The sequence below is a fragment of the Ramlibacter sp. AN1133 genome, from assembly GCF_037890035.1.
In the GTDB taxonomy this organism is placed as follows: Bacteria; Pseudomonadota; Gammaproteobacteria; order Burkholderiales; family Burkholderiaceae_C; genus Ramlibacter.
Genome location: NZ_JBBKTQ010000005.1, coordinates 292250 through 310999, shown reverse-complemented (window position 1 = coordinate 310999; position 18750 = coordinate 292250). Strand labels below are relative to the sequence as shown.

Below are 18750 nucleotides of genomic sequence, written 5' to 3'. Positions count from 1 at the left end.
GCCTGGGCATTTCCCTGCGCCTGCGCGGTCCAGCCGTCCGGCTTACAATTCAGTGTCCGGGGCCGGAGCGCATGTGGTGCACCGCGGCCCCAAGAAGCGGACCCCGCCCCTGCAGCAGCAGGCCGTGACGGCGCAGGTCCGCACGTACCGGCCCCGACGGCCGGCCGATACATCCAATGGCGCCGCTCCTGCCCGCTTGCAGGGGCCGCGCCGTTCGCACGGGCCGGCGCATGCCGCCCACGAGGGACCTGCATGGCGAAGGAAGAACTGATCGAAATGAACGGCCGCGTGGCCGAAATCCTGCCGGACTCGCGCTACCGCGTGATCCTCGACAACGGCCACGAGCTGGTGGCCTATACCGGCGGCAAGATGCGCAAGAACCACATCCGCATCATCGCGGGCGACGTGGTGAGCCTGGAGCTGTCCCCTTACGACCTGACCAAGGGCCGGATCATGTTCCGCCACCTGCCGAACCGCAACACCGGCGGTCCGCCGCCGCAACGTCGCCGCTGACGGGCGCAGGACGGATGCAAAAGGCTGCCTCGGGCAGCCTTTTTCGTTGGCGCGCCGCCGGATTACAGCGTGGCCGGGCGCGTGGCGGCGTAGGCGCGGTCGCCGGCGCCGTGCTTGCGCAGGTCCTCGTCGCGCAGGGCCAGCAGCCGCTCGAGGTCGGCGCGCACGTCTTCCAGCGGACGCGACTGCTCCATGGCAGTGGGGCCGGCGATCACGTCGCCATAGCTGCTCGGCTCGCCATTGCCCGCCAATGGCGCCGGTGCGCTGGGCGGGGGCGGCGCCATCCAGGTGGCAGGGTGGGGCAGCGGCAGGCAGGCGCTGCGGTCTTCCATGGTGAATTGCCAGGAAAAGCCCATCAGCCAGCTGGAAGCCGCCGGATCGAGCAGTTGCAGCCGTTGCGTGAATTCGTTCTCGAAGGCCACGGCATGCTGCACCAGCCGCGGGTCCCAGTGGCGGACCAGGAAGCGCACGTGCAGCCCTGTTTCGCGCCGGGCCGGGCTGGTGGTGCGCAGCATGTCGGCCGACAGCCAGGTCGGCGGGATGCCGTTGCGGGTGAGGGTTTCGCGCAGGACGAGCCTCAGCAGGTCCTTGCGCACGGACTGCGAATTGCCGCCCGCCTGCGTGTGCTGGGAATCGAACTGGGTGCTCGGCGCCGCCCGCGAATGGCGCGCGGGCGCCGCAGGTGCCGGCTTGCGCCCGAGCAGCATGTCGAACATCCCCATGGGCAGGCTCCTCCGGATTGGTGGCGGGGCAGGCGAATGCGCTGCCGGACCGCGTCTGCCGCAGTTTTACATATTGATGCAAATAGGCCAAGCCGGCGGGCCGGCCGGGGCGGCCGCCTGGCGGAAACCGGGCCTCCCCGGGCGACAAGGAGTCCGTCAGCCCGGTGCGCTACATTCGCGCCTTTTCGACAACCGGCAAGGGAGGCCGAAATGGCACTGGACTTCAACGGGAGGGTGGCGATCGTCACCGGGGCGGGCGGCGGCCTGGGCCGGGCGCATGCGCTGGCCTTGGCGGCGCGCGGCGCCAGGGTCGTCGTCAACGACCTCGGCGGCGCCCTCGACGGCACCGGCGGCTCGGCGACGGCGGCCGACCGCGTGGTCGAGGAGATCCGCGCGGCCGGCGGCGAGGCGATCGCCAACGGCGCATCGGTCACCGACTTCGCTGCCGTGCAGGGCATGGTGCAGCAGGCAATGGACACCTGGGGCCGCATCGACGTGCTGGTCAGCAACGCCGGCATCCTGCGCGACAAGACCTTCGCCAAGATGGACCTGGCCGACTTCCGCCAGGTGCTGGACGTGCACCTGATGGGCGGCGTGCACTGCTGCAAGGCCCTGTGGCCGATCATGAACGCGCAGAAATACGGGCGCATCGTGCTGACGACCTCGTCGAGCGGCCTCTACGGCAACTTCGGCCAGACGAACTACGGCGCCGCCAAGCTCGCGCTGGTCGGCCTGATGCAGACCCTGGCGCTGGAAGGCGCGAAGAACGACATCCGCGTCAACTGCCTGGCGCCGACCGCCGTCACGCGCATGACGGAGTCGCTGCTGCCGCAGGACATGCTGAAGGCCTTCGGCCCGGAGGCGGTCGTGCCGGCGATGCTGGTGCTGGCCAGCGAGCAGGCGCCCACCCGCACGACCCTGTGCGCGGGCGCGGGCGGCTTCGAGGCGGCGAACATCACGCTGACGCACGGCGTCTACATCGGCACGGCGGCCGATGCCCCCGAGCAGTTGCTGGCGCGCCTGGGCGAAGTGCGCGAGCGCCGTGGCGAGATGGTGCCGGGCAGCGGCGCGGAGCAGGGGACGAACGAGCTGCGGCTGCTGCGCGAGGGGCGCTGACGTTCGCGGGCCGGCGCTGAACCGCGAAGCGCCGGAACCGCAGGCTGGCGGCGACGCGCGTCAGCCGGAACCGTAGGCTGGCGGTGACGCGCGAAGCGCCGGAACCGTAGGCTGGCGGTGACGCGCGAAGCGCCGGAACCCCAGCGCTTAAGAGCAGTCCCCCCCGCCGCAGCCCGTGATCGCCTCGGCCGGCAGCGCCTCCGGCCGGCTCACCTGGCCGGTGTACGGGTCGAAACCCACGCCCTGCAGGTGCAGGGCGAGCGAGGCGTCCATGGTCTGCGCATGGTGCGGAAACCAGACCGCCAGTTCCTGGATCACCTTGCGGATGGGCGCCAGGTTGCCCTGCGTCGCCTCGGCTGCGCCATGGCGCAGCACCTGCAGCACCGCCCGGTGCTGCATCGCGTGGCAGTTGCCCAGCGCGAAGCCGGTGGCGAGCATCCATTCGTCCTCGCGGTCGAAGTGCTCGGTCGTGTGCTCGACCAGCTCGTTCCACAGGGCGGGCAGCGTCGCGTCGTCGGCCGTTTCGGCGCGCGCGAGCAGGTCCACGAACTCCTGGTGGGTCTCGTCCATCACGGGAAGGCCGAGCTTGAGGCCATCGGTCCAGGGCAGTGCGGGCATGGCGGTCTCCGTCAAGCACCCAGCTTAGGAGCCGTGCGCGCGGGCCGGCTTGATGCAGGTCACGGAGCCGGTTTCGGTAAGCTCGCCGGATGCTGCTGCACCCCGCCTATACGTATCCCGAACAGCTTGCGACGCAGATGCGCCAGCAGGGCTACGCCGTGCTCAGTCCGCAGGGCGTCGCGCAGCTCGCGGGCTGCACGCCGAGCGAGCTGGAGGCGCTGCGCGCGTCGTGGAATGCGCTGGCCCCCGACGCCTACCTGAAGGACGGCGGCCACTACCGGCATCGCCGCCATGCGTCGTTCGTGGTGGAGGCGGGCGGCGTGACGCAGGTGCCGCACCGCGCGCATTGGCAGCCGCTGGAATACAACGCCCTGCATGGCGGGATGCAGCGCTGGTTCGAACCGGTGCTGCCGGAGACGGTGGCGCAACCGGCGTGGACGCGGCTGCTGCTGTCGCTGGCCGGCGTGGCCAGCGCGCTGCGCGGCGCGCAGCCCTGGTACGTGGAGGCGCACCAGTTCCGCATCGACACGGCCGGCGGCATCGGCCGGCCGACGCCGGAGGGTGCGCACCGCGACGGCGTGGACCTGGTGGCGGTGTTCCTGGTCGCGCGGGAGGGCGTCAAGGGCGGCGAAACGCGCGTCTTCCAGTCCGACGGCCCCTCCGGCCAGCGCTTCACGCTCACCGAGCCCTGGAGCGCGCTGCTCCTGGACGACGAACGCGTCATCCACGAAACCACGCCGATCCAGCCGGTGGGGGAGGCGGGCTACCGGGACACGCTGGTGGTCACGTGCCGGGCGGGTGGGTTCCAGGACGCTTGAAAGGCGGACTTCCGGACGCAGAGGACGCGAAGGGTACGCAGAGGACGCAAAAGAAAACCATCTAAAGTTTTCTTGGTCTTTTTTGCGTCCTCTGCGTACCCTTTGCGTCCTGTGCGTCCTGTGCGTCCTGTGCGTCCTGTGCGTCCTCTGCGCCCTCTGCGTCCTCTGCGTCCTCTGCGTCCGGCAGTCCTGTCTTGGTTTCCTACACCCGCTCGAAGATCGCCGCGATGCCCTGACCGCCGCCGATGCACATCGTCACCAGGGCGTAGCGGCCGCCGGTGCGCTGCAGTTCGTGCAGCGCCTTCACCGTGATCAACGCGCCGGTCGCGCCGATCGGGTGGCCCAGCGAGATGCCGGAGCCGTTCGGGTTCACCTTCGCGGGATCGAGCTCCAGGTCCTTCGCCACCGCGCAGGCCTGCGCGGCGAAGGCCTCGTTGGCTTCGATCACGTCCAGCTGGTGGGCGCCGATCTTCGTCTTTTCCAGCAGCTTGCGCGTGGCCGGCACCGGGCCGATGCCCATGTACTTGGGATCGACGCCGGCATGCGCCCAGCCCACCAGCCGCGCGAGCGGCTGCAGGCCGCGCTTCTCGGCCACGCTGCGCTCCATCAGCACCACGGCGGCGGCGGCGTCGTTGATGCCCGACGCATTGCCGGCGGTCACCGTGCCGTTCTCCTTGGCGAACACCGGCTTGAGCTTGCTCATGTCCTCCAGCTTCACGCCGGGGCGGAAGTGCTCGTCGGCGGTGAAGTACGTGTCGCCCTTGCGGGACTTGAGCGTGACGGGGACGATCTGGTCCTTGAAGTACCCGTTCGCGGTGGCGCGCTCGGCGCGGTTGTGGCTCTCGACGGCCAGGCGGTCCTGGTCCTCGCGCGTGATGCCCCACCTGGCCGCGATGTTCTCCGCCGTCACGCCCATGTGGATGTTGTGGAAGGGGTCGTGCAGGGCGCCCACCATCATGTCGACCAGCTTGGCGTCGCCCATGCGCGCGCCCCAGCGGGCGGTGAGGTCGGCGTAGGGCGCGCGGCTCATGTTCTCCGCGCCGCCGCCGATGGCGATGTCGGCGTCGCCCAGCAGGATGCTCTGGGCCGCCGACACGATCGCCTGCAGGCCGGAGCCGCACAGGCGGTTCACGTTCATGGCGGGCGTGCCTTCGCCGCAGCCGCCGTTGATCGCGGCCACGCGCGACAGGTACATGTCGCGCGGCTCGGTGTTCACCACGTGGCCGAACACGACATGGCCGACGTCCGCGCCGTCCACCCTGGCGCGCGCCAGCGACTCGCGGACGACCAGTGCACCGAGCTCGGTGGGGGGGATGTCCTTCAGGCTGCCGCCAAAGGTGCCGATGGCCGTGCGCACAGCGCTCACGGCAACCACTTCACGGGTCATGTCTCGCTCCAGGGGGGGATAGGTGACACCACTGTAGCAAGCGATCCCTTGTCAGTCCCTTACGTCCGCCACCGGGTTGGCGCCGAAGTCCGGCCGCGCCAGGAAGGCCAGCACGCGGGCCGCGGCGTCTTCGGGCGAGCTGAGCATCCCCTTTTCCTTCAGGCCGACGAAATTGCCCCGGTCCGGGAAGCGGTCCGTGTCGGCGCCGCGCAGCTGGACCTGCATGTCGGTGTCGATCACCCCCGGCGCCAGCGAGCAGATCTTCGCGCCATTGGGCAGGCGGGCCTGCTCCAGCGCGACGCAGCGGCTGAACAGGTCCATGCCCGCCTTGGCCGCGCAGTAGGCCGCCTGGGCGGCCATGGCTCGGCGGCCCAGCCCGGAGGAGATGTTGAGGACGCGGCGCGGCACCTGCCAGCCGGCGGTGGCGCGCAGGAACGCCGCCGTGAGCAGCAGCGGCGCTTCCAGGTCCACCCGCATCGCCTCGGCCAGCTGCCCCACGGGGATGTCGTCGAGCGGCGCGATGCGCGGCAGGATGCCCGCGTTGTTGATCAACGTGACCGACTCCGGCGCTTCCTGCGCCTGCAGCCAGGTCGCCAGGCGCTCGGCGGCGGTGTCGGCACGGGCCAGGTCCTGCGGCCACTGCTCGCAGCGGCGGCCTGCGCGGGCGGCTTCCTGCGCGAGGGCCTCGCTGGTCTTGCGCGAGATGCAAAGCAGGTCGTGGCCGCCCGCGAGCAGCTGGCGCGCAATGGCAAAGCCCATGCCGCGCGAGGCGCCGGTGAGGATGGTGAGGTGGGTCATGGATTCTCAGGTGGCGATGACGATGGGGAAGGTGGCGCGCGCCCCGTCGGGCCCTTCGCGGAAGGCCACGGTGACCAGGTCGCGATCGGCGCCCAGGTTGCGCCAGAGGAAGTCGCGCTCGTTGCGCGGCTCGCCTTCGATATAGAGCTGCGTGGTGAGCAGCTCGCGCCGCTGCAGCTTCACCTTGACGTGGATGTGGGGCGTGCGCCCGGTATAGGGCACCGGCCGGATCGTGCGGAAGCGGTAGCGCCCGTCGCTGCCGACCGTGACGCGGCCGAAGCCCTGGAAGTTCGGATCGGCGCGACCGCCGTCGCCGGGATGGTGGTAGTGGCCCGCGTGGTCGCACTGCCAGATCTCCACCTGCGCGCCGGCCAGCGGCTGGCCTTCCAGGTCGGTCACGCTGCCTTCGACCCAGGCCGCTTCGCCGCGGGTGTAGTGCAGCGTGCCGTTGCGCAGCAGGTCGGCGTCGGTGTCGGCGGGCAGGGCGACCGGATAGAACGGACCCTCGGTCTGCGCGGGCGTGGCGCGGCGCTCGCGCGCCGGTTGCGAGCGCACGCCGGTCCAGCAGGCCGGCAGGGCGACCAGCGCGGCGGCGACGGTGCGGCGGCTCAAGTGCTTGCTCATGGTGGTATCCCGGGATGCGTGCCGGCCAGTGTGTCAGAAGGGCGCCGGGCTGTCGAAGGCGAGCGGCTCGCCGCTGGCGGGATGGGCCAGGCGCAGCGCGGTGGCGTGCAGCAGCAGCCGCGGCGCGCGCGACTGCACCGCCGCCGGCGCGTACAGGGGATCGCCGAGGATCGCGTGCGCGATCGCCTGCAGGTGCACGCGCAGCTGGTGCGTGCGCCCCGTCACCGGCTCGAGCGCGAGCCGCGTGCTGTCGTCCCCGAGCGCCAGCACCGTCCAGCGGGTGGTGCTGGTCCGGCCGCGCTCGAAATCGACTTTCTGCCGCGGCCGGTTCGGCCAGTCGGCGGCCAGAGGCAGGGCTATCTCGCCTTGCTCGCCGACGGCGCCCACGCGGCCCGCCACCACGGCTTCATAGCGCTTGTCCACCGCGCGCTCGGCGAACGCGCGGCCCAGCACGCGCTGCATGTGCAGCCCGCGGCCCATGAGGAACAGTCCCGAGGTCGCCATGTCGAGCCGGTGCACCACCAGCGCATCGGGCCACAGGCGCTGGGCGCGGGCCGAGAGGCAATCCTGCTTGTCCTCGCCGCGGCCGGGCACGGCCAGCAGGCCCGCGGGCTTGTCCAGCACGAGCAGCTGCTCGTCGACGTAGACCAGCCCTTCGGATAATCCCGGCATGTCCGCCATCACGTCCATCGTTCCGCTGTCGCTGCAGACCATCCTGCTGCTCATCGCCTCCAATGTCTTCATGACCTTCGCCTGGTACGGCCACCTGCGCACCCTCGGCACGGCGCCCTGGTACGTCGCCGCCTTCGTGAGCTGGGGCATCGCCCTGGCCGAGTACCTGCTGCAGGTGCCGGCCAACCGCATCGGCTTCCAGCAGGCCGGCTACAGCGTCGGCCAGCTCAAGATCATGCAGGAAGTGATCACGCTGGGCGTGTTCCTGCCCTTTTCCGTCTATTTCCTGAAGGCGCCCCTGCGGCTGGACTACCTCTGGGCGGCGCTGTGCATGGTCGGCGCCGTGTATTTCATATTCCGCAACGGTTGAGGGGGGCCGGCAGGTAAACTCGCCCGCGGTTCCCACAACAACTACCTCTCCCTCCCCGGAGCGCCGATGCTCTTCAAGAAACTGCTCCCGAAAGAAGGCAACTTCTTCGAATTGTTCAACCAGCACGCGGAGCGGATCGTGGAAGGCGCCCACGCCTTCTCGCGGCTGGTGGCCAATTACAACGACGCCAACCTGCGCGACCAGCACAACCGCGAGGTAGACCATGCCGAGCGCTCGGCCGACAAGGTGACGCACGAAGTCAACCGGCTGATCCACTCCACCTTCATCACGCCCATCGACCGCGAGCAGATCCATACGCTGATCAACACGATGGACGACGTGGCCGACCTGATCCAGGACTCGGCCGAGACCATGGCCCTGTACGACGTGCGGCACATGACGGCCGAGATCACCCGGCTGACCGAGCTCAGCGTGCGCTGCTGCGAGCAGGTGAAGGAAGCCGTCTCCTTCCTGTCCAAGCTGTCCGACCACAACACGGCACAGGCGGCGCTGAAGACCTGCGAGGAGATCGACAAGATCGAATCCGAGGCCGACCGCGTGATGCGCTCCGCGATGAGCAAGCTGTTCCGGGAGGAGCCGGACGTGCGCGAGGTGATCAAGCTCAAGGCCATCTACGAGCTGCTGGAGACGATCACCGACAAGTGCGAGGACGTGGCCAACGTCGTCGAAGGCATCGTGCTCGAGAACTCCTGAGGCGGGCGATCCATGACGGTGACGCAGACGGCCCTGTGGGTCGTGGTGATGCTGGTGGTCGTCGCACTGCTGTTCGACTTCATGAACGGCTTCCACGACGCTGCCAATTCGATCGCCACGGTGGTTTCCACCGGGGTGCTCAAACCGACGCAGGCGGTGGTGTTCGCCGCGTTCTTCAACGTGGTGGCGGTCTTCGTCTTCCACCTGAGCGTGGCGGCCACCGTCGGCAAGGGGATCGTGGAGCCCGGCGTCGTGGACACGCACGTGGTCTTCGGCGCGCTGGCGGGCGCGATCGCGTGGAACTTCATCACCTGGTGGTACGGCATCCCCAGCAGTTCCTCGCATGCGCTGATCGGCGGCATCTGCGGCGCGGTGATCGCCAAGACCGGCGCGCAGGCGCTGATCGCGTCGGGCATCTGGAAGACGGTGGTCTTCATCTTCGTCTCGCCGTTCATGGGCTTCGTCCTCGGCTCGTTCATGATGATGCTGGTCTCCAACATCTTCCGCTCCACGCGGCCCTCGCGCGTGGACAAGTGGTTCCGCCGGCTGCAGCTGGTCTCCGCCGGCGCCTACAGCCTGGGCCACGGCGGCAACGACTCGCAGAAGACCATCGGCATCATCTGGATGCTGCTGATCGCCACCGGCTACGTGGCCGCCGGCGACAAGACCCCGCCGACCTGGGTGATCGCGAGCTGCTACACGGCGATGGGCCTGGGCACGATGTTCGGCGGCTGGCGCATCGTCAAGACCATGGGCCAGAAGATCACCAAGCTCAAGCCGGTGGGCGGCTTCTGCGCCGAGACGGGCGGCGCGCTGACGCTGTTCCTCGCCACGGCACTGGGCATCCCGGTGTCGACCACGCACACGATCACCGGCGCCATCGTCGGCGTCGGCTCCACCCAGCGCATGAGCGCGGTGCGCTGGGGGGTGGCCGGCAACATCGTCTGGGCCTGGATCTTCACGATCCCGGCCAGCGCCTTCGTCGCGGCCATCGCGTACTGGATCAGCCTCCAGGCCTTCTGAGGCTGTTCCTCCCCCCTCCGGGGGAGGCCTCCGGAGCCCCCGGAAAAAGGCCTTGGCCTATTTCCGGGGTGGCGGTTGGGGTGGGCGCACTCCCTCTCCCGCCTGCGGGAGAGGGCCGGGGTGAGGGCGGCTTCCGCACCGCCCTAAGCCCGCATCACCGGCGGCCTCGGATGCACTCGCGCCATCGTCAGCGCATCCACGAACTCCCCCGCCTTCAGCACATACCCCCGGTGCCTCCCCTCCTCGACGAACCCGAGGCTGCGATACAGCCGGATCGCGCGCTCGTTGTCCGCGTGGACGTTCAGCTCCACGCGCAGCACGTTCGCCCAGTCGTCGGCCCAGGCCAGCAGGCGTTCGAGCAACTGCCGGCCCACGCCGCGCCCCTGCCAGGCCGGCGCGATGGCGATCCCGAGCGCGCGCACGTGGCTGCGGCGCAGCCCCGGATGCACGGGATGCAGGCCCGCCATGCCCGCGATCTCCTGGCCGGCGATGGCCACCAGCTTGCAGGCCTGGGGATCAGGCTGCTGCAGGTAGCCCACGCGCGATGCGATGGGGATGTCCGGCAGCTGCAGCGTCCCCTCGAAGACGCCCGGCGTGCCGAGCAGCGCGGAGACGCCATGGGCGTCTTCCGGCTCGAAGCTGCGGATGGTGAGCGTGCGGGCCTGGTGGGCCTGGGCGTCCATGGCGGTCTCCTGGTGGGAGGGATGGACGCTCCAATCTAGCGGGGCCCGGCGGTGGGAGGAAATGCCGGCTGCGCATGGAGCGATGCGCGGAACCGCCGGGGTGACCGAGGCTTCTGGCCTCGGACGACGCGCTGCACGCATCGCTCGTTCGCGCTGGCGCGGGCCCGCCGCCCGCCTACTCGCTGATGCGCCGGCCTTCCTCGACCTGGTGCTCGAAATAGCGCTGGAAGCTGAAGGCGATGCTCGCCATCAGCACGCCCGCGCCGATCGCCAGCGACAGCGCGATCGCGAAGACCGTCCCCCAGTGGGTGGCACCGCCTCTCGCTTCCGCCGTCGCGCCCGGGTTGAAGCGGGCATTCCACTTCTCGGCTGGCATCAGCCCGTAGAAGATCGCGGTGAGGCAGCAGCCGGCGATGGTGAATCCGAGCAAGGGCACCAGCCACCAGCTCAGGACGTCGTCCTGCCCGAACTGCTGCACCCGCTCGATGCCGTACAGGCCCAGCGCGGTCGGGATCGGCAGCAGCCAGCCGACCCAGTCGCCCAGCCCGTGCAGGTAGAAGCGATGCAGCCCCAGCGGGCCCCCCAGGAAGGCGAGCCACGCGGCCAGCGTCTTGCTTTTCACTTGGGCAGTGCCTCGGGTGCGGTGCGGTTGCCCTCGCCGAGGGACTTCTCCATCAGCACGATGTCGAGCCAGCGGCCGAACTTCCAGCCGCAGGACTCGATCGTGCCCACGTGGCGGAAGCCCACCGCGCGGTGCACGCCGATCGAGCGCACGTTGCCGGAGTCGCCGATCACCGCGATGAGCTTGCGCAGGCCGGCGGCCTCGGCCTGCTTCGTGAGTTCGCCCAGCAGCTTGTTGCCGATGCGCTGGCCGGCCGCGCCCGCATCGAGGTAGATCGAGTCCTCGGCGGAGAAGCGGTAGGCCGGCCGCGGCTTGAACCACTGGCAGTAGGCGAAGCCCAGCACGCGGCCGCCCTGGTCGGCCACCAGGTAGGGCAGGCCCTTGGCGATCACGTCCGCGCGCCGGGCCGCCATCTCGGCTTCGGTGGGCGCGGTGGTCTCGAAAGTGCCGGTTCCGTGCAGGACGTGGTGGGCGTAGATGGCGGTGATCGCCGGGACATCGGCATCGGTGCTCGGCCGCAGATTCAGCATAAAGGCAGAAGAAGTTATAATCGCAGGCTTTTCGGCGTGTCGCTGGCCGGGTGGTCAAGTCGCGTGTCTCAACGCCGGGAAAAAATTCTTGCGCCCGGCGAATATCGTCGCCGGTCGCGCAGTCATCCACCCGAAGGATAAATCATGGTCGTGATCCGACTCTCCCGTGGCGGCGCCAAGCACCGTCCGTTCTACAACATCGTCGTGGCCGACAAGCGCGTGCGCCGCGACGGCCGCTTCATCGAGCGCCTGGGTTTCTACAACCCCGTCGCCAAGGAAGGCGAAGAGAAGCTGCGCATCGCGCAGGACCGCCTGACCTACTGGCGCGGCGTGGGCGCCCAGGCCTCCCCGACCGTCGAGCGCCTGATCAAGACCGGCACCCTGGCCCCCGCTGCTGCCGAGGCGGCCGCCGCCGCGTAAGGCTCCGATGGCCGCGCCCGGCCGTCCGGCAGCGCCCAGGCTGCCACCGGACATCGAACCCGCGGAACTCCCCGCGGATGCCGTCGAAGTCGGGCGCATCCTCGACGCCTGGGGCGTCAAGGGCTGGTTCAAGGTCCTGCCCCACAGCGCCGACCCGCAGGCGCTGTTCTCCTCCACGCGCTGGTACCTGCAGCCCAACGAACGGGGCCCGCAGACCTTTGCCGGGACGGTGCTCCTGCGCGTGCGCGAGTCCAGGGAGCACTCCGACTCCGTCGTCGCCCGCGCCGATGCCGTGGAAGACCGCAACACCGCGGAACTGCTGCGGGGCGCGCGCATCTTCGTGCCGCGTTCCTCCTTCCCCACCGCCCCCGAGGACGAGTACTACTGGGTCGACCTGATCGGCCTGGACGTCGTCAATCGCGAAGGCGTGCACCTGGGCCGCGTGAAGGACCTGATGTCCACCGGCCCGCAGAGCGTGCTGGTGCTGGAATACGAGGAGGGCGGCCAGCCGCAGGAGCGCCTGCTGCCCTTCGTGGCCGCCTACGTCGACAAGGTCGACCTGCAGGCGCGCCGCATCGAGGTCGACTGGCAGGCGGATTACTGAGACGCGCGGGCCGCGCATGCGCTTCGACGTCGTCACCCTGTTTCCCGAACTGTTCGCGCCCTTCCTCACCGCGGGCGTGACGCGCCGCGCCTACGAGACCCGGCAGGTCGACGTGCGCCTGTGGCCCTTGCGCGACCACGCCGAGGGCAACTATCGGCGGGTCGATGACCGTCCCTTCGGCGGCGGCCCGGGCATGGTGATGCTGGCGGAGCCGCTGGCGCGCTGCCTGGCGGCCGTGAAGGCGGACCGCGCCGACACCGCGCCCGTCGTGCTCTTCTCGCCGATCGGCGAGCGGCTGGACCACGCGGGCGTGGAGCGCTGGTCCGCCAGCGCCGGCGCGATCCTGCTGTGCGGACGCTACGAGGGCATCGACCAGCGCTTCATCGACACCCACGTCGACGTGCAGCTGAGCCTGGGCGACTTCGTGCTTTCCGGCGGCGAGGTCGCCGCGATGGCGCTGCTGGATGCGGTCGCGCGCCTGCAGCCCGGCGTCCTGAACGACGCCGGCAGCCACCAGGAAGACAGCTTCAACCCGGCCCTCGACGGCCTGCTGGATTGCCCGCACTACACCCGGCCGGAGGAGTGGAACGGGCTGAAGGTGCCGGAGGAACTGCTCTCCGGCCACCACGCCCGCATCGCCGCGTGGCGGCGCCAGCAGCGGCTGGCCATCACGGCCAGGCATCGACCGGACCTGATCGCATCCGCCCGCCAGGCGGGTCGCCTGACCCGCGCCGACGAGGATTTCCTGCGCACGCTATAATCTCGGGCTTTCCGATCCTCTGTCCGGCCGTCCGAGCCGCAGTTGCCCCGGGCAACACCATGCGAAGCCAGGACAATTCCAGAAGCAACGCCTTCGCGTTGCGGTGTAGCGCGGGCAAGATCACTGAGGCAGCCATGAACCTGATCCAGACCCTCGAACAAGAGGAAATCGCCCGCCTGGGCAAGAACATCCCCGCCTTCGCCCCCGGCGACACCGTGATCGTCTCGGTGAACGTCGTCGAAGGCAGCCGCAAGCGCGTGCAGGCCTACGAAGGCGTGGTGATCGCCAAGCGCAACCGCGGCCTGAACAGCGCCTTCACGGTGCGCAAGATCTCCAGCGGCGAAGGCGTGGAGCGCACGTTCCAGACCTACAGCCCGCTGATCGCCGGCGTCGAGGTCAAGCGCCGCGGCGACGTGCGCCGCGCCAAGCTGTACTACCTGCGCGAGCGTTCGGGCAAGTCCGCGCGCATCAAGGAAAAGCTGGCCCACCGCGAGAAGGCGCCCGCCGCGGAGTAAGCGCAGCGCCCCACGCGACGAACCGCCGCCGGCTCGCAAGGCCCGCGGCGGTTTTTTCTTTTCCCCTCCCATGCCCATCGACCCTTCCGCCGTCATCCCGCCGGACACCCCGCTGTCGAAGCTGCCCAACTTCGACCCGCGCGAGGTGCCCGTCGTCGCCGTCGACCACCACCTGCCGGCGGTCGATGCGCAGCGCCTGTCGCCCGAGGCCCTGCGCCTGCGCTTCGCCTGGCCGCCCGTGTGGGAGCCGGAGCTGCGCCACGAGCCGCGCTTCACCGACCGCAAGACGGCGCCGGCCGCGGTGCTGGTGCCGGTGGTCATGCGCGAGCGGCCGATGGTGCTGCTCACGCAGCGCACGGTGCACCTGTCGACGCACTCGGGGCAGGTCGCCTTCCCGGGCGGCAAGCGCGACGACACCGACGTCGACGCCGCCGACACGGCGCTGCGCGAGGCGCACGAGGAAATCGGCCTCGACCGCTCGCTGGCCGAAGTGCTGGGCGTGTTGCCCACGTACACCACCGGCACGATGTTCGTCATCACGCCCGTCATTGCGCTCGTGCGGCCGGACTACCACCTCGCGCTCAATGCGCACGAGGTCGCGGACGCCTTCGAGGTGCCGCTGGATTTCCTCATGAACCCGGCGCACCACCGGCGCCATGCGATCGAGTTCAGCGGCACGCGGCGCGAGTGGTACTCCATGCCGTACCACGACGAGCGAGGGCACGAGCGCTTCATCTGGGGCGCCACGGCGGGCATGCTGCGCAACTTCTACCGTTTCCTCGCGGCGTAGGCCCGTCGCAGGACGACGAACGGGCCCCGTTATCATCCGGGGCCATGAGCTTCTTCGCGATCCTGTGCGCGCTGTTGATCGAGCAGGTGCGTCCGCTGGGAGCGCACAACCCGATCCACACGGGCCTGCGCGTGTGGGCGCGCTGGGTGAGCAGCAATTTCGACGCCGGCGGGCCGCAGCACGGGTGGGTCACCTGGCTGCTCGCCGTGGTGGCGCCCTCGCTGCTGGCGCTGGGCATCCACTGGGCGCTGATGCTCACGCTCGGCTGGCCCGCCGCCATGGTGTGGAGCGTGCTGGTGCTGTACGTCACCCTGGGCTTTCGCCAGTTCAGCCACCACTTCACCGAGATCCGCGACGCGCTCGAAGCGGGCGACGAGGCCCGCGCGCGCCAGCTGCTGGCGCAATGGCAGCGCGTCGATGCGAGCGAGCTGCCGCGCAGCGAGATCGTGCGCCACGTGATCGAGTATTCGGTGCTGGCCGCGCACCGCCACGTGTTCGGCGTGCTGGCCTGGTTCTCCATCCTCGCGGCGTTCGGCTTCGGGCCCGCCGGCGCGGTGCTCTATCGCATGGCCGAATTCGTCGCGCGCTACTGGCGCTACCGCAGCCGCATGCAGCTGCAGCCGGCCAGCGAGGCGCTGCAGTCCGCGGCGGCGCGGGCGTGGACGGCGGTGGACTGGCTGCCCGCGCGCATCACGGCGATCGCCTTCGCCGTGGTGGGCAGCTTCGAGGAAGCGATCGACTGCTGGCGCAACTACGCGCAGCGCTTTCCCAACGACAACGATGGCGTGATCCTCGCCGCGACCTCGGGGGCCGTGAACGTGCGCCTGGGCGGCGAGACGCTCAAGCCGGTGTTCGCGCCCGACTCGTCGCAGGGCTTCCAGGCGGCGAGCATAGGCGCGGAGCCGACCGTGGACACCGCGAGCACGCCCGGCCGCGAGGCCGAGATTGCGCACCTGCGCAGCATTGTCGGCCTGGTGTGGCGGTCGGTCGTGCTGTGGATGGTGTTGCTGGCGCTGCTGACGCTCGCGCGGCTGCTGGGTTAGGCCTCGCGTGCGTACGCTGGTGGTGGAGCGCCAGCGAAACCGTAGGCTGGTGGTGAGGCGCGCAAGCGCCGGAACCCCAGCGTCTGGCCGGTGCCCGCATCGCTGGGGTTCGCGCGTTTGCGCGGCTCACCTCCAGCCTACGAGGAACTCGCTCAGACTGCCGTCGTCGCCCGAACGAGTTGCGCGCGCGTCCATTTCACGATGTCGCTCGCGCCCATCGCGCCGGCCTGCCGCGCGACCTCGCGGCCGCCGACGAACAGGGCGATCGTCGGGATGCTGCGGATGTTCAGCCGCGCGCCCAGCCCCTGCGCTTCGTCGGTGTTGACCTTTACCAGCTGCACGCGCGGCTCGAGGTGGGTGGCCGCCTGTTCGAAGGCCGGCGCCATCATGCGGCACGGGCCGCACCACGGCGCCCAGAAGTCCACCAGCACGGGAAGGTCGCTGCGCGTGATGTGCCGCTCGAATTCGGTCGCGCTCAGGTTCACCGGATGGGCCGTGAACAGCGCGGCATGGCAGCTGCCGCAGTCGGGCGCCTTGTCGAGATCCGCCTCGCGGATGCGGTTCGTTGTATGGCAGTGCTGGCAGACGACGTGCAGCTGGCTCATGATCTTGGCTTACCTCCTTCGCCTCCAGATGAGGGCGAGGCGGCGGGGCACAAGGGCTGAGCCTAGTGTCCTGTCCCATAAATATCTGCGCTCTCGCTGCCCCGTATCGAGCCGCAGGCAAGGCGCGGGCGCCGGCGAATACTTGACGTATTCGCCGGTGTCCGCAACGCGGCATGCGGCTCGATACGGGGCAGCCCGAAGGGTTCGGCGCAGGCGGGGCCCTCGGCGGTCGTCCAGAGTGGGTCCAGCCGGCCAGGCTGGACCCACTCTGGCCAACCACCGATCATCCCCGCCTGCACCGAACGAGAGCCTAGATAGTTGCGGGACAGGACACTAGTCGCCCGGAGTGCCTGCCCTTAGGCATTCCCCCCAAGCCCGTTACTGAATGGTGAGCCTGTCCCGCGGGCGCTGTTCTTGTCACACTCCGAAACATAATGAACGTCGTCGGAGGGGAGACGCCATCGCGTGAGGAAAAGCGGTGGCGGGGTCCCGTGGAAGAACAAGGAAAGGTGGTCCCCATGCAAGCGAGCGAACACGCGAGCCTGCTCGAAGTCCTGTCGGAGCGCCTGCTCACCGACTTCACGCAGGAGCTGTGGCGCAAGGTGTTCCTGGGGCCGGGCTACGAAAGCATCCGCTTCGAGCGCGAGACCGTCACCTTCCTCTGCACCGACACGCTGGACTTCGACTGGACGCCGGAGGAAGTCGAGACCCTGGCCCAGCGCCATGGCGGCCGCGTCGAGCGCTGCGATTCGCGTGTCGTGCTCGTGTTCCCGCAGGCGCGCAACGCGCTGCAGATGGCCTTGCTGCTGCAGCGCACCGCGAGCTGCCGGCTGCGCATGGCGCTGCTGACGGCCAGCTGCACCTGCGCCGTGTACGAGCTCGATGGCAAGAAGCGGCGCATGGCCATCGGCACCGAGGTGCGGCAGGCCTGCACCAGCGCCGACCGCTCGCAGCCCGGCACCATCTACATCTCGGCCGGCACCTACCGCTCGCTCGGCCCGTCCGCCGAATGGCAGCCGCGTGCCGCGCTGGTGGCCACGGAACTGATGGGCGACGAGGTGACCTCCGCCGCGATCACGCTGGCGCCCTCCGCCCGCGCGGCGATGAGCACCTTCGCCGGGCTCGGCCTGACCTGAACTGGCCCGGCGTCACGCCGGGAGTTCGCCCACCGCGTCGCCCCAGGGCGACATGATCTCCGTGCAGCCCATGTTGCGCGTGCCGTCGCGCAGCACGCCCGCGGGGCACGCGAACGCATAGGGGAACACCGTGCGGCGCGTGGTCGCGGTGGGCATCTCCTGCGCCAGCGCCTCCAAGATCTCGCGCGGCAGCAGCCGGTCCGCGGTGAGCTGGCCGCCGCCGCTCACGTCGATGCGCGGCTGGTGGAAGGCTTGCTCCAGCGTCATGCCGTGCGCCATCAGGAAGGAGCTGAGTTGCAGCACCGCGCCGAGGATCTTGCGGCCGCCCGAAGCGCCCAGCGCGAACTGGCGGCCGTCGGCGCCCACGCCGACCACCGGGCAGTAGTTCGCCAGGCAGCGCTTGTTGGGCGCCAGCGAGTTCGGCTTGCCCGGTTCGGGGTCGAACCACATGATCCCGTTGTTCAGCAGCAGGCCGGTGGAAGGCGAGACCACGCGCGAGCCGAAGATGGACAGCAGCGTCTGCGTGACGGCGCACAGGTTGCCGTGCCGGTCCACCACGCTGAAGTGCGTGGTGCAGCCGGGCGCCTTGGTCGACTCCTGGTCGCCCATGATCGACAGGCGGGTGCGGAATGCGGCGTCGAGCGCCCGCGCGACGGCGCGGTAGGCGCGCGCGTCCGGTGCGCCGGCGTGGTCGCCGAGCTCGCGGTCCAGCATCTGCAGCGCCTGCGCGAAGGTGGGGCCGCCGGTGAGGCCCGGCACGGCGTAGACCTGCCCGCCGCGGAAGGGCACCACGAGGGGCTCCACCCACTCGGCCTGGTATGCGGCGAGGTCGGCTTCGCCGAGGCATCCCCCCTTGGCGCGGATATCGCGCACCAGGGCGCGCGCGACGCCGCCTTCGTAGAACGCGCGCGGGCCCTCGTCCGCGATCTGCTGCAGCGTGCGCGCGAGCGCGCGCTGGTCCAGGTGGCGGTCGGTCGTCGCGGTCCACGCGCCCAGGATCGGCCACTTGCCGTCGTCGAGGAACATGGCGGCGGCATCCGGGTCGAGCGACAGCGGCTGCGCGGTGGAGGCCGTCACCAGCCCCGAGTACCAGTCCACCAGCAGGCCTTCCTCGGCCAGCCGCACCGCGGGCGCGACCAGTTCGCGCCAGGGTTTCCTGCCGTGGCGCGCGTGGGCCAGGCCCATGCCGGACACGACGCCCGGCACGGCCACCGCGGTGGCGCCCTGCACGTTGCGGTCGTCCACCACGCAACGCCAGGGAAACAGGTCGGAGCTGCGGCCGTCCGCCGTGAGCGGGTAGTCGGCCGGATCGAGTTCGCGCGGCGAGCGCATGCCGAAGTTCACCACCTCGGCCTTCTGCTCGCCCGCGCGCCACAGCACCATGCAGCCGCCGGCCGCCGCGCCGCTCATCCAGGGTTCGACCACGCCGAGGGCGAAGGAGGTCGCGACCGCCGCGTCCACCGCATCGCCGCCGGCCGCCAGCACGGACGCACCGACCATGGCCGCCTTCTTGTGCTGCGAGGCGACCACGCCGCCCTCAACAGCGACGACCGCCTTGCGTACCACCTGTGCATCGGAGAAGTTGTCGATCATCGGAACCAGATTACCTCCCCCAGGCTCGCCTGCCACGCGGGCTTCTCCTCCCCCCTCCGCAAGCGGAGGGGGCG

At 70.2% G+C, this 18750-nt stretch carries 24 protein-coding genes; 13 read left to right on the top strand and 11 right to left on the bottom strand.

Annotated elements, in window-relative coordinates:
• The first annotated feature begins 252 nt into the window (after positions 1-252).
• Positions 253-513 (top strand): translation initiation factor IF-1, encoded by a 261-nt coding sequence (gene infA, locus WG923_RS09500; RefSeq protein WP_340350696.1) that lies wholly within the window; start codon positions 253-255, stop codon positions 511-513.
• Between the two features lie 62 nt (positions 514-575).
• Here the strand turns inward: infA and WG923_RS09495 are convergent, their stop codons facing one another.
• The gene (locus WG923_RS09495) at positions 576-1235 is read right to left on the bottom strand and encodes a hypothetical protein (protein ID WP_340350695.1); all 660 of its coding nucleotides are present in this window, start codon (positions 1233-1235) and stop codon (positions 576-578) included.
• A gap of 210 nt (positions 1236-1445) precedes the next feature.
• Between WG923_RS09495 and WG923_RS09490 the strand changes: the two genes are divergently transcribed.
• Positions 1446-2351: an SDR family NAD(P)-dependent oxidoreductase gene (locus WG923_RS09490; protein ID WP_340350694.1), complete on the top strand. Its 906-nt coding sequence runs from the start codon at positions 1446-1448 to the stop codon at positions 2349-2351.
• Positions 2352-2498: 147 nt separating this feature from the next.
• Here the strand turns inward: WG923_RS09490 and WG923_RS09485 are convergent, their stop codons facing one another.
• A complete protein-coding gene (locus WG923_RS09485; protein ID WP_340350693.1) occupies positions 2499-2969 on the bottom strand; it encodes a bacteriohemerythrin in 471 nt (156 codons plus the stop codon).
• Positions 2970-3058: 89 nt separating this feature from the next.
• Here WG923_RS09485 and WG923_RS09480 point away from each other — a divergent pair, with 89 nt between their 5' ends.
• Complete coding sequence (locus WG923_RS09480; protein WP_340350692.1) at positions 3059-3787, top strand: 2OG-Fe dioxygenase family protein; 729 nt, start codon at positions 3059-3061, stop codon at positions 3785-3787.
• A gap of 202 nt (positions 3788-3989) precedes the next feature.
• On the opposite strand, the gene bktB is transcribed toward WG923_RS09480, so the two are convergent.
• Genes bktB through WG923_RS09460 form a run of 4 tightly spaced genes read right to left on the bottom strand, consistent with a single transcriptional unit; the run spans position 3990 to position 7268 of the window.
• A complete protein-coding gene (gene bktB / locus WG923_RS09475) occupies positions 3990-5174 on the bottom strand; it encodes a beta-ketothiolase BktB (protein WP_340350691.1) in 1185 nt (394 codons plus the stop codon).
• 51 nt (positions 5175-5225) lie between these two features.
• Positions 5226-5972, bottom strand: coding sequence for an SDR family NAD(P)-dependent oxidoreductase (locus WG923_RS09470; RefSeq protein WP_340350690.1), 747 nt, complete (start codon positions 5970-5972; stop codon positions 5226-5228).
• A 6-nt stretch (positions 5973-5978) separates the two neighbouring features.
• On the bottom strand, positions 5979-6596 hold the full coding sequence (locus WG923_RS09465) for a protocatechuate 3,4-dioxygenase (protein WP_340350689.1): 618 nt from the start codon (positions 6594-6596) through the stop codon (positions 5979-5981).
• Between the two features lie 33 nt (positions 6597-6629).
• On the bottom strand, positions 6630-7268 hold the full coding sequence (locus tag WG923_RS09460) for a pseudouridine synthase (protein ID WP_340350688.1): 639 nt from the start codon (positions 7266-7268) through the stop codon (positions 6630-6632).
• Between WG923_RS09460 and WG923_RS09455 the strand changes: the two genes are divergently transcribed.
• From WG923_RS09455 to WG923_RS09445, 3 genes are all read left to right on the top strand, one after another.
• Positions 7267-7638, top strand: coding sequence for a DMT family protein (locus WG923_RS09455; protein ID WP_340350687.1), 372 nt, complete (start codon positions 7267-7269; stop codon positions 7636-7638). The genes WG923_RS09460 and WG923_RS09455 overlap by 2 nt on opposite strands.
• 66 nt (positions 7639-7704) lie before the next feature.
• Entirely contained in the window at positions 7705-8352 is a 648-nt protein-coding gene (locus WG923_RS09450; protein WP_340350686.1) for a DUF47 domain-containing protein, read from the top strand.
• 12 nt (positions 8353-8364) lie between these two features.
• Complete coding sequence (locus WG923_RS09445; protein WP_340350685.1) at positions 8365-9375, top strand: inorganic phosphate transporter; 1011 nt, start codon at positions 8365-8367, stop codon at positions 9373-9375.
• A 143-nt stretch (positions 9376-9518) separates the two neighbouring features.
• Here WG923_RS09445 and WG923_RS09440 read toward each other — a convergent pair whose 3' ends face one another.
• The 3 genes from WG923_RS09440 to WG923_RS09430 all read right to left on the bottom strand — a co-directional run bounded on the left by WG923_RS09440 (position 9519) and on the right by WG923_RS09430 (position 11210).
• A complete protein-coding gene (locus tag WG923_RS09440) occupies positions 9519-10058 on the bottom strand; it encodes a GNAT family N-acetyltransferase (RefSeq protein ID WP_340350684.1) in 540 nt (179 codons plus the stop codon).
• 175 nt (positions 10059-10233) lie between these two features.
• Positions 10234-10680 (bottom strand): hypothetical protein, encoded by a 447-nt coding sequence (locus WG923_RS09435; protein ID WP_340350683.1) that lies wholly within the window; start codon positions 10678-10680, stop codon positions 10234-10236.
• Entirely contained in the window at positions 10677-11210 is a 534-nt protein-coding gene (locus WG923_RS09430; protein ID WP_340350682.1) for a GNAT family N-acetyltransferase, read from the bottom strand. Before WG923_RS09430 ends, WG923_RS09435 begins: the two co-directional genes overlap by 4 nt.
• A gap of 144 nt (positions 11211-11354) precedes the next feature.
• Between WG923_RS09430 and rpsP the strand changes: the two genes are divergently transcribed.
• From rpsP to WG923_RS09400, 6 genes are all read left to right on the top strand, one after another.
• Positions 11355-11630, top strand: a complete 276-nt coding sequence (gene rpsP / locus WG923_RS09425) for a 30S ribosomal protein S16 (protein WP_340350681.1) — start codon at positions 11355-11357, stop codon at positions 11628-11630.
• A gap of 7 nt (positions 11631-11637) precedes the next feature.
• The gene (gene rimM, locus WG923_RS09420; protein ID WP_340350680.1) at positions 11638-12234 is read left to right on the top strand and encodes a ribosome maturation factor RimM; all 597 of its coding nucleotides are present in this window, start codon (positions 11638-11640) and stop codon (positions 12232-12234) included.
• 16 nt (positions 12235-12250) lie between these two features.
• A complete protein-coding gene (gene trmD / locus WG923_RS09415; RefSeq protein ID WP_340350679.1) occupies positions 12251-12994 on the top strand; it encodes a tRNA (guanosine(37)-N1)-methyltransferase TrmD in 744 nt (247 codons plus the stop codon).
• Between the two features lie 134 nt (positions 12995-13128).
• Positions 13129-13509: a 50S ribosomal protein L19 gene (gene rplS / locus WG923_RS09410; RefSeq protein ID WP_340350678.1), complete on the top strand. Its 381-nt coding sequence runs from the start codon at positions 13129-13131 to the stop codon at positions 13507-13509.
• Positions 13510-13579: 70 nt separating this feature from the next.
• Positions 13580-14299 carry a CoA pyrophosphatase gene (locus WG923_RS09405; RefSeq protein ID WP_340350677.1) on the top strand — a complete coding sequence of 240 codons (720 nt, stop codon included), beginning with the start codon at positions 13580-13582 and terminating at the stop codon, positions 14297-14299.
• Positions 14300-14343: 44 nt separating this feature from the next.
• The gene (locus tag WG923_RS09400; protein WP_340350676.1) at positions 14344-15342 is read left to right on the top strand and encodes a CobD/CbiB family protein; all 999 of its coding nucleotides are present in this window, start codon (positions 14344-14346) and stop codon (positions 15340-15342) included.
• Between the two features lie 152 nt (positions 15343-15494).
• Here the strand turns inward: WG923_RS09400 and trxC are convergent, their stop codons facing one another.
• The gene (gene trxC, locus WG923_RS09395) at positions 15495-15947 is read right to left on the bottom strand and encodes a thioredoxin TrxC (protein ID WP_340350675.1); all 453 of its coding nucleotides are present in this window, start codon (positions 15945-15947) and stop codon (positions 15495-15497) included.
• Positions 15948-16465: 518 nt separating this feature from the next.
• Between trxC and WG923_RS09390 the strand changes: the two genes are divergently transcribed.
• Entirely contained in the window at positions 16466-17083 is a 618-nt protein-coding gene (locus tag WG923_RS09390) for a hypothetical protein (protein ID WP_340350674.1), read from the top strand.
• Positions 17084-17095: 12 nt separating this feature from the next.
• Here WG923_RS09390 and WG923_RS09385 read toward each other — a convergent pair whose 3' ends face one another.
• Entirely contained in the window at positions 17096-18676 is a 1581-nt protein-coding gene (locus WG923_RS09385) for a gamma-glutamyltransferase (protein ID WP_340350673.1), read from the bottom strand.
• Positions 18677-18750 lie beyond the last annotated feature (74 nt).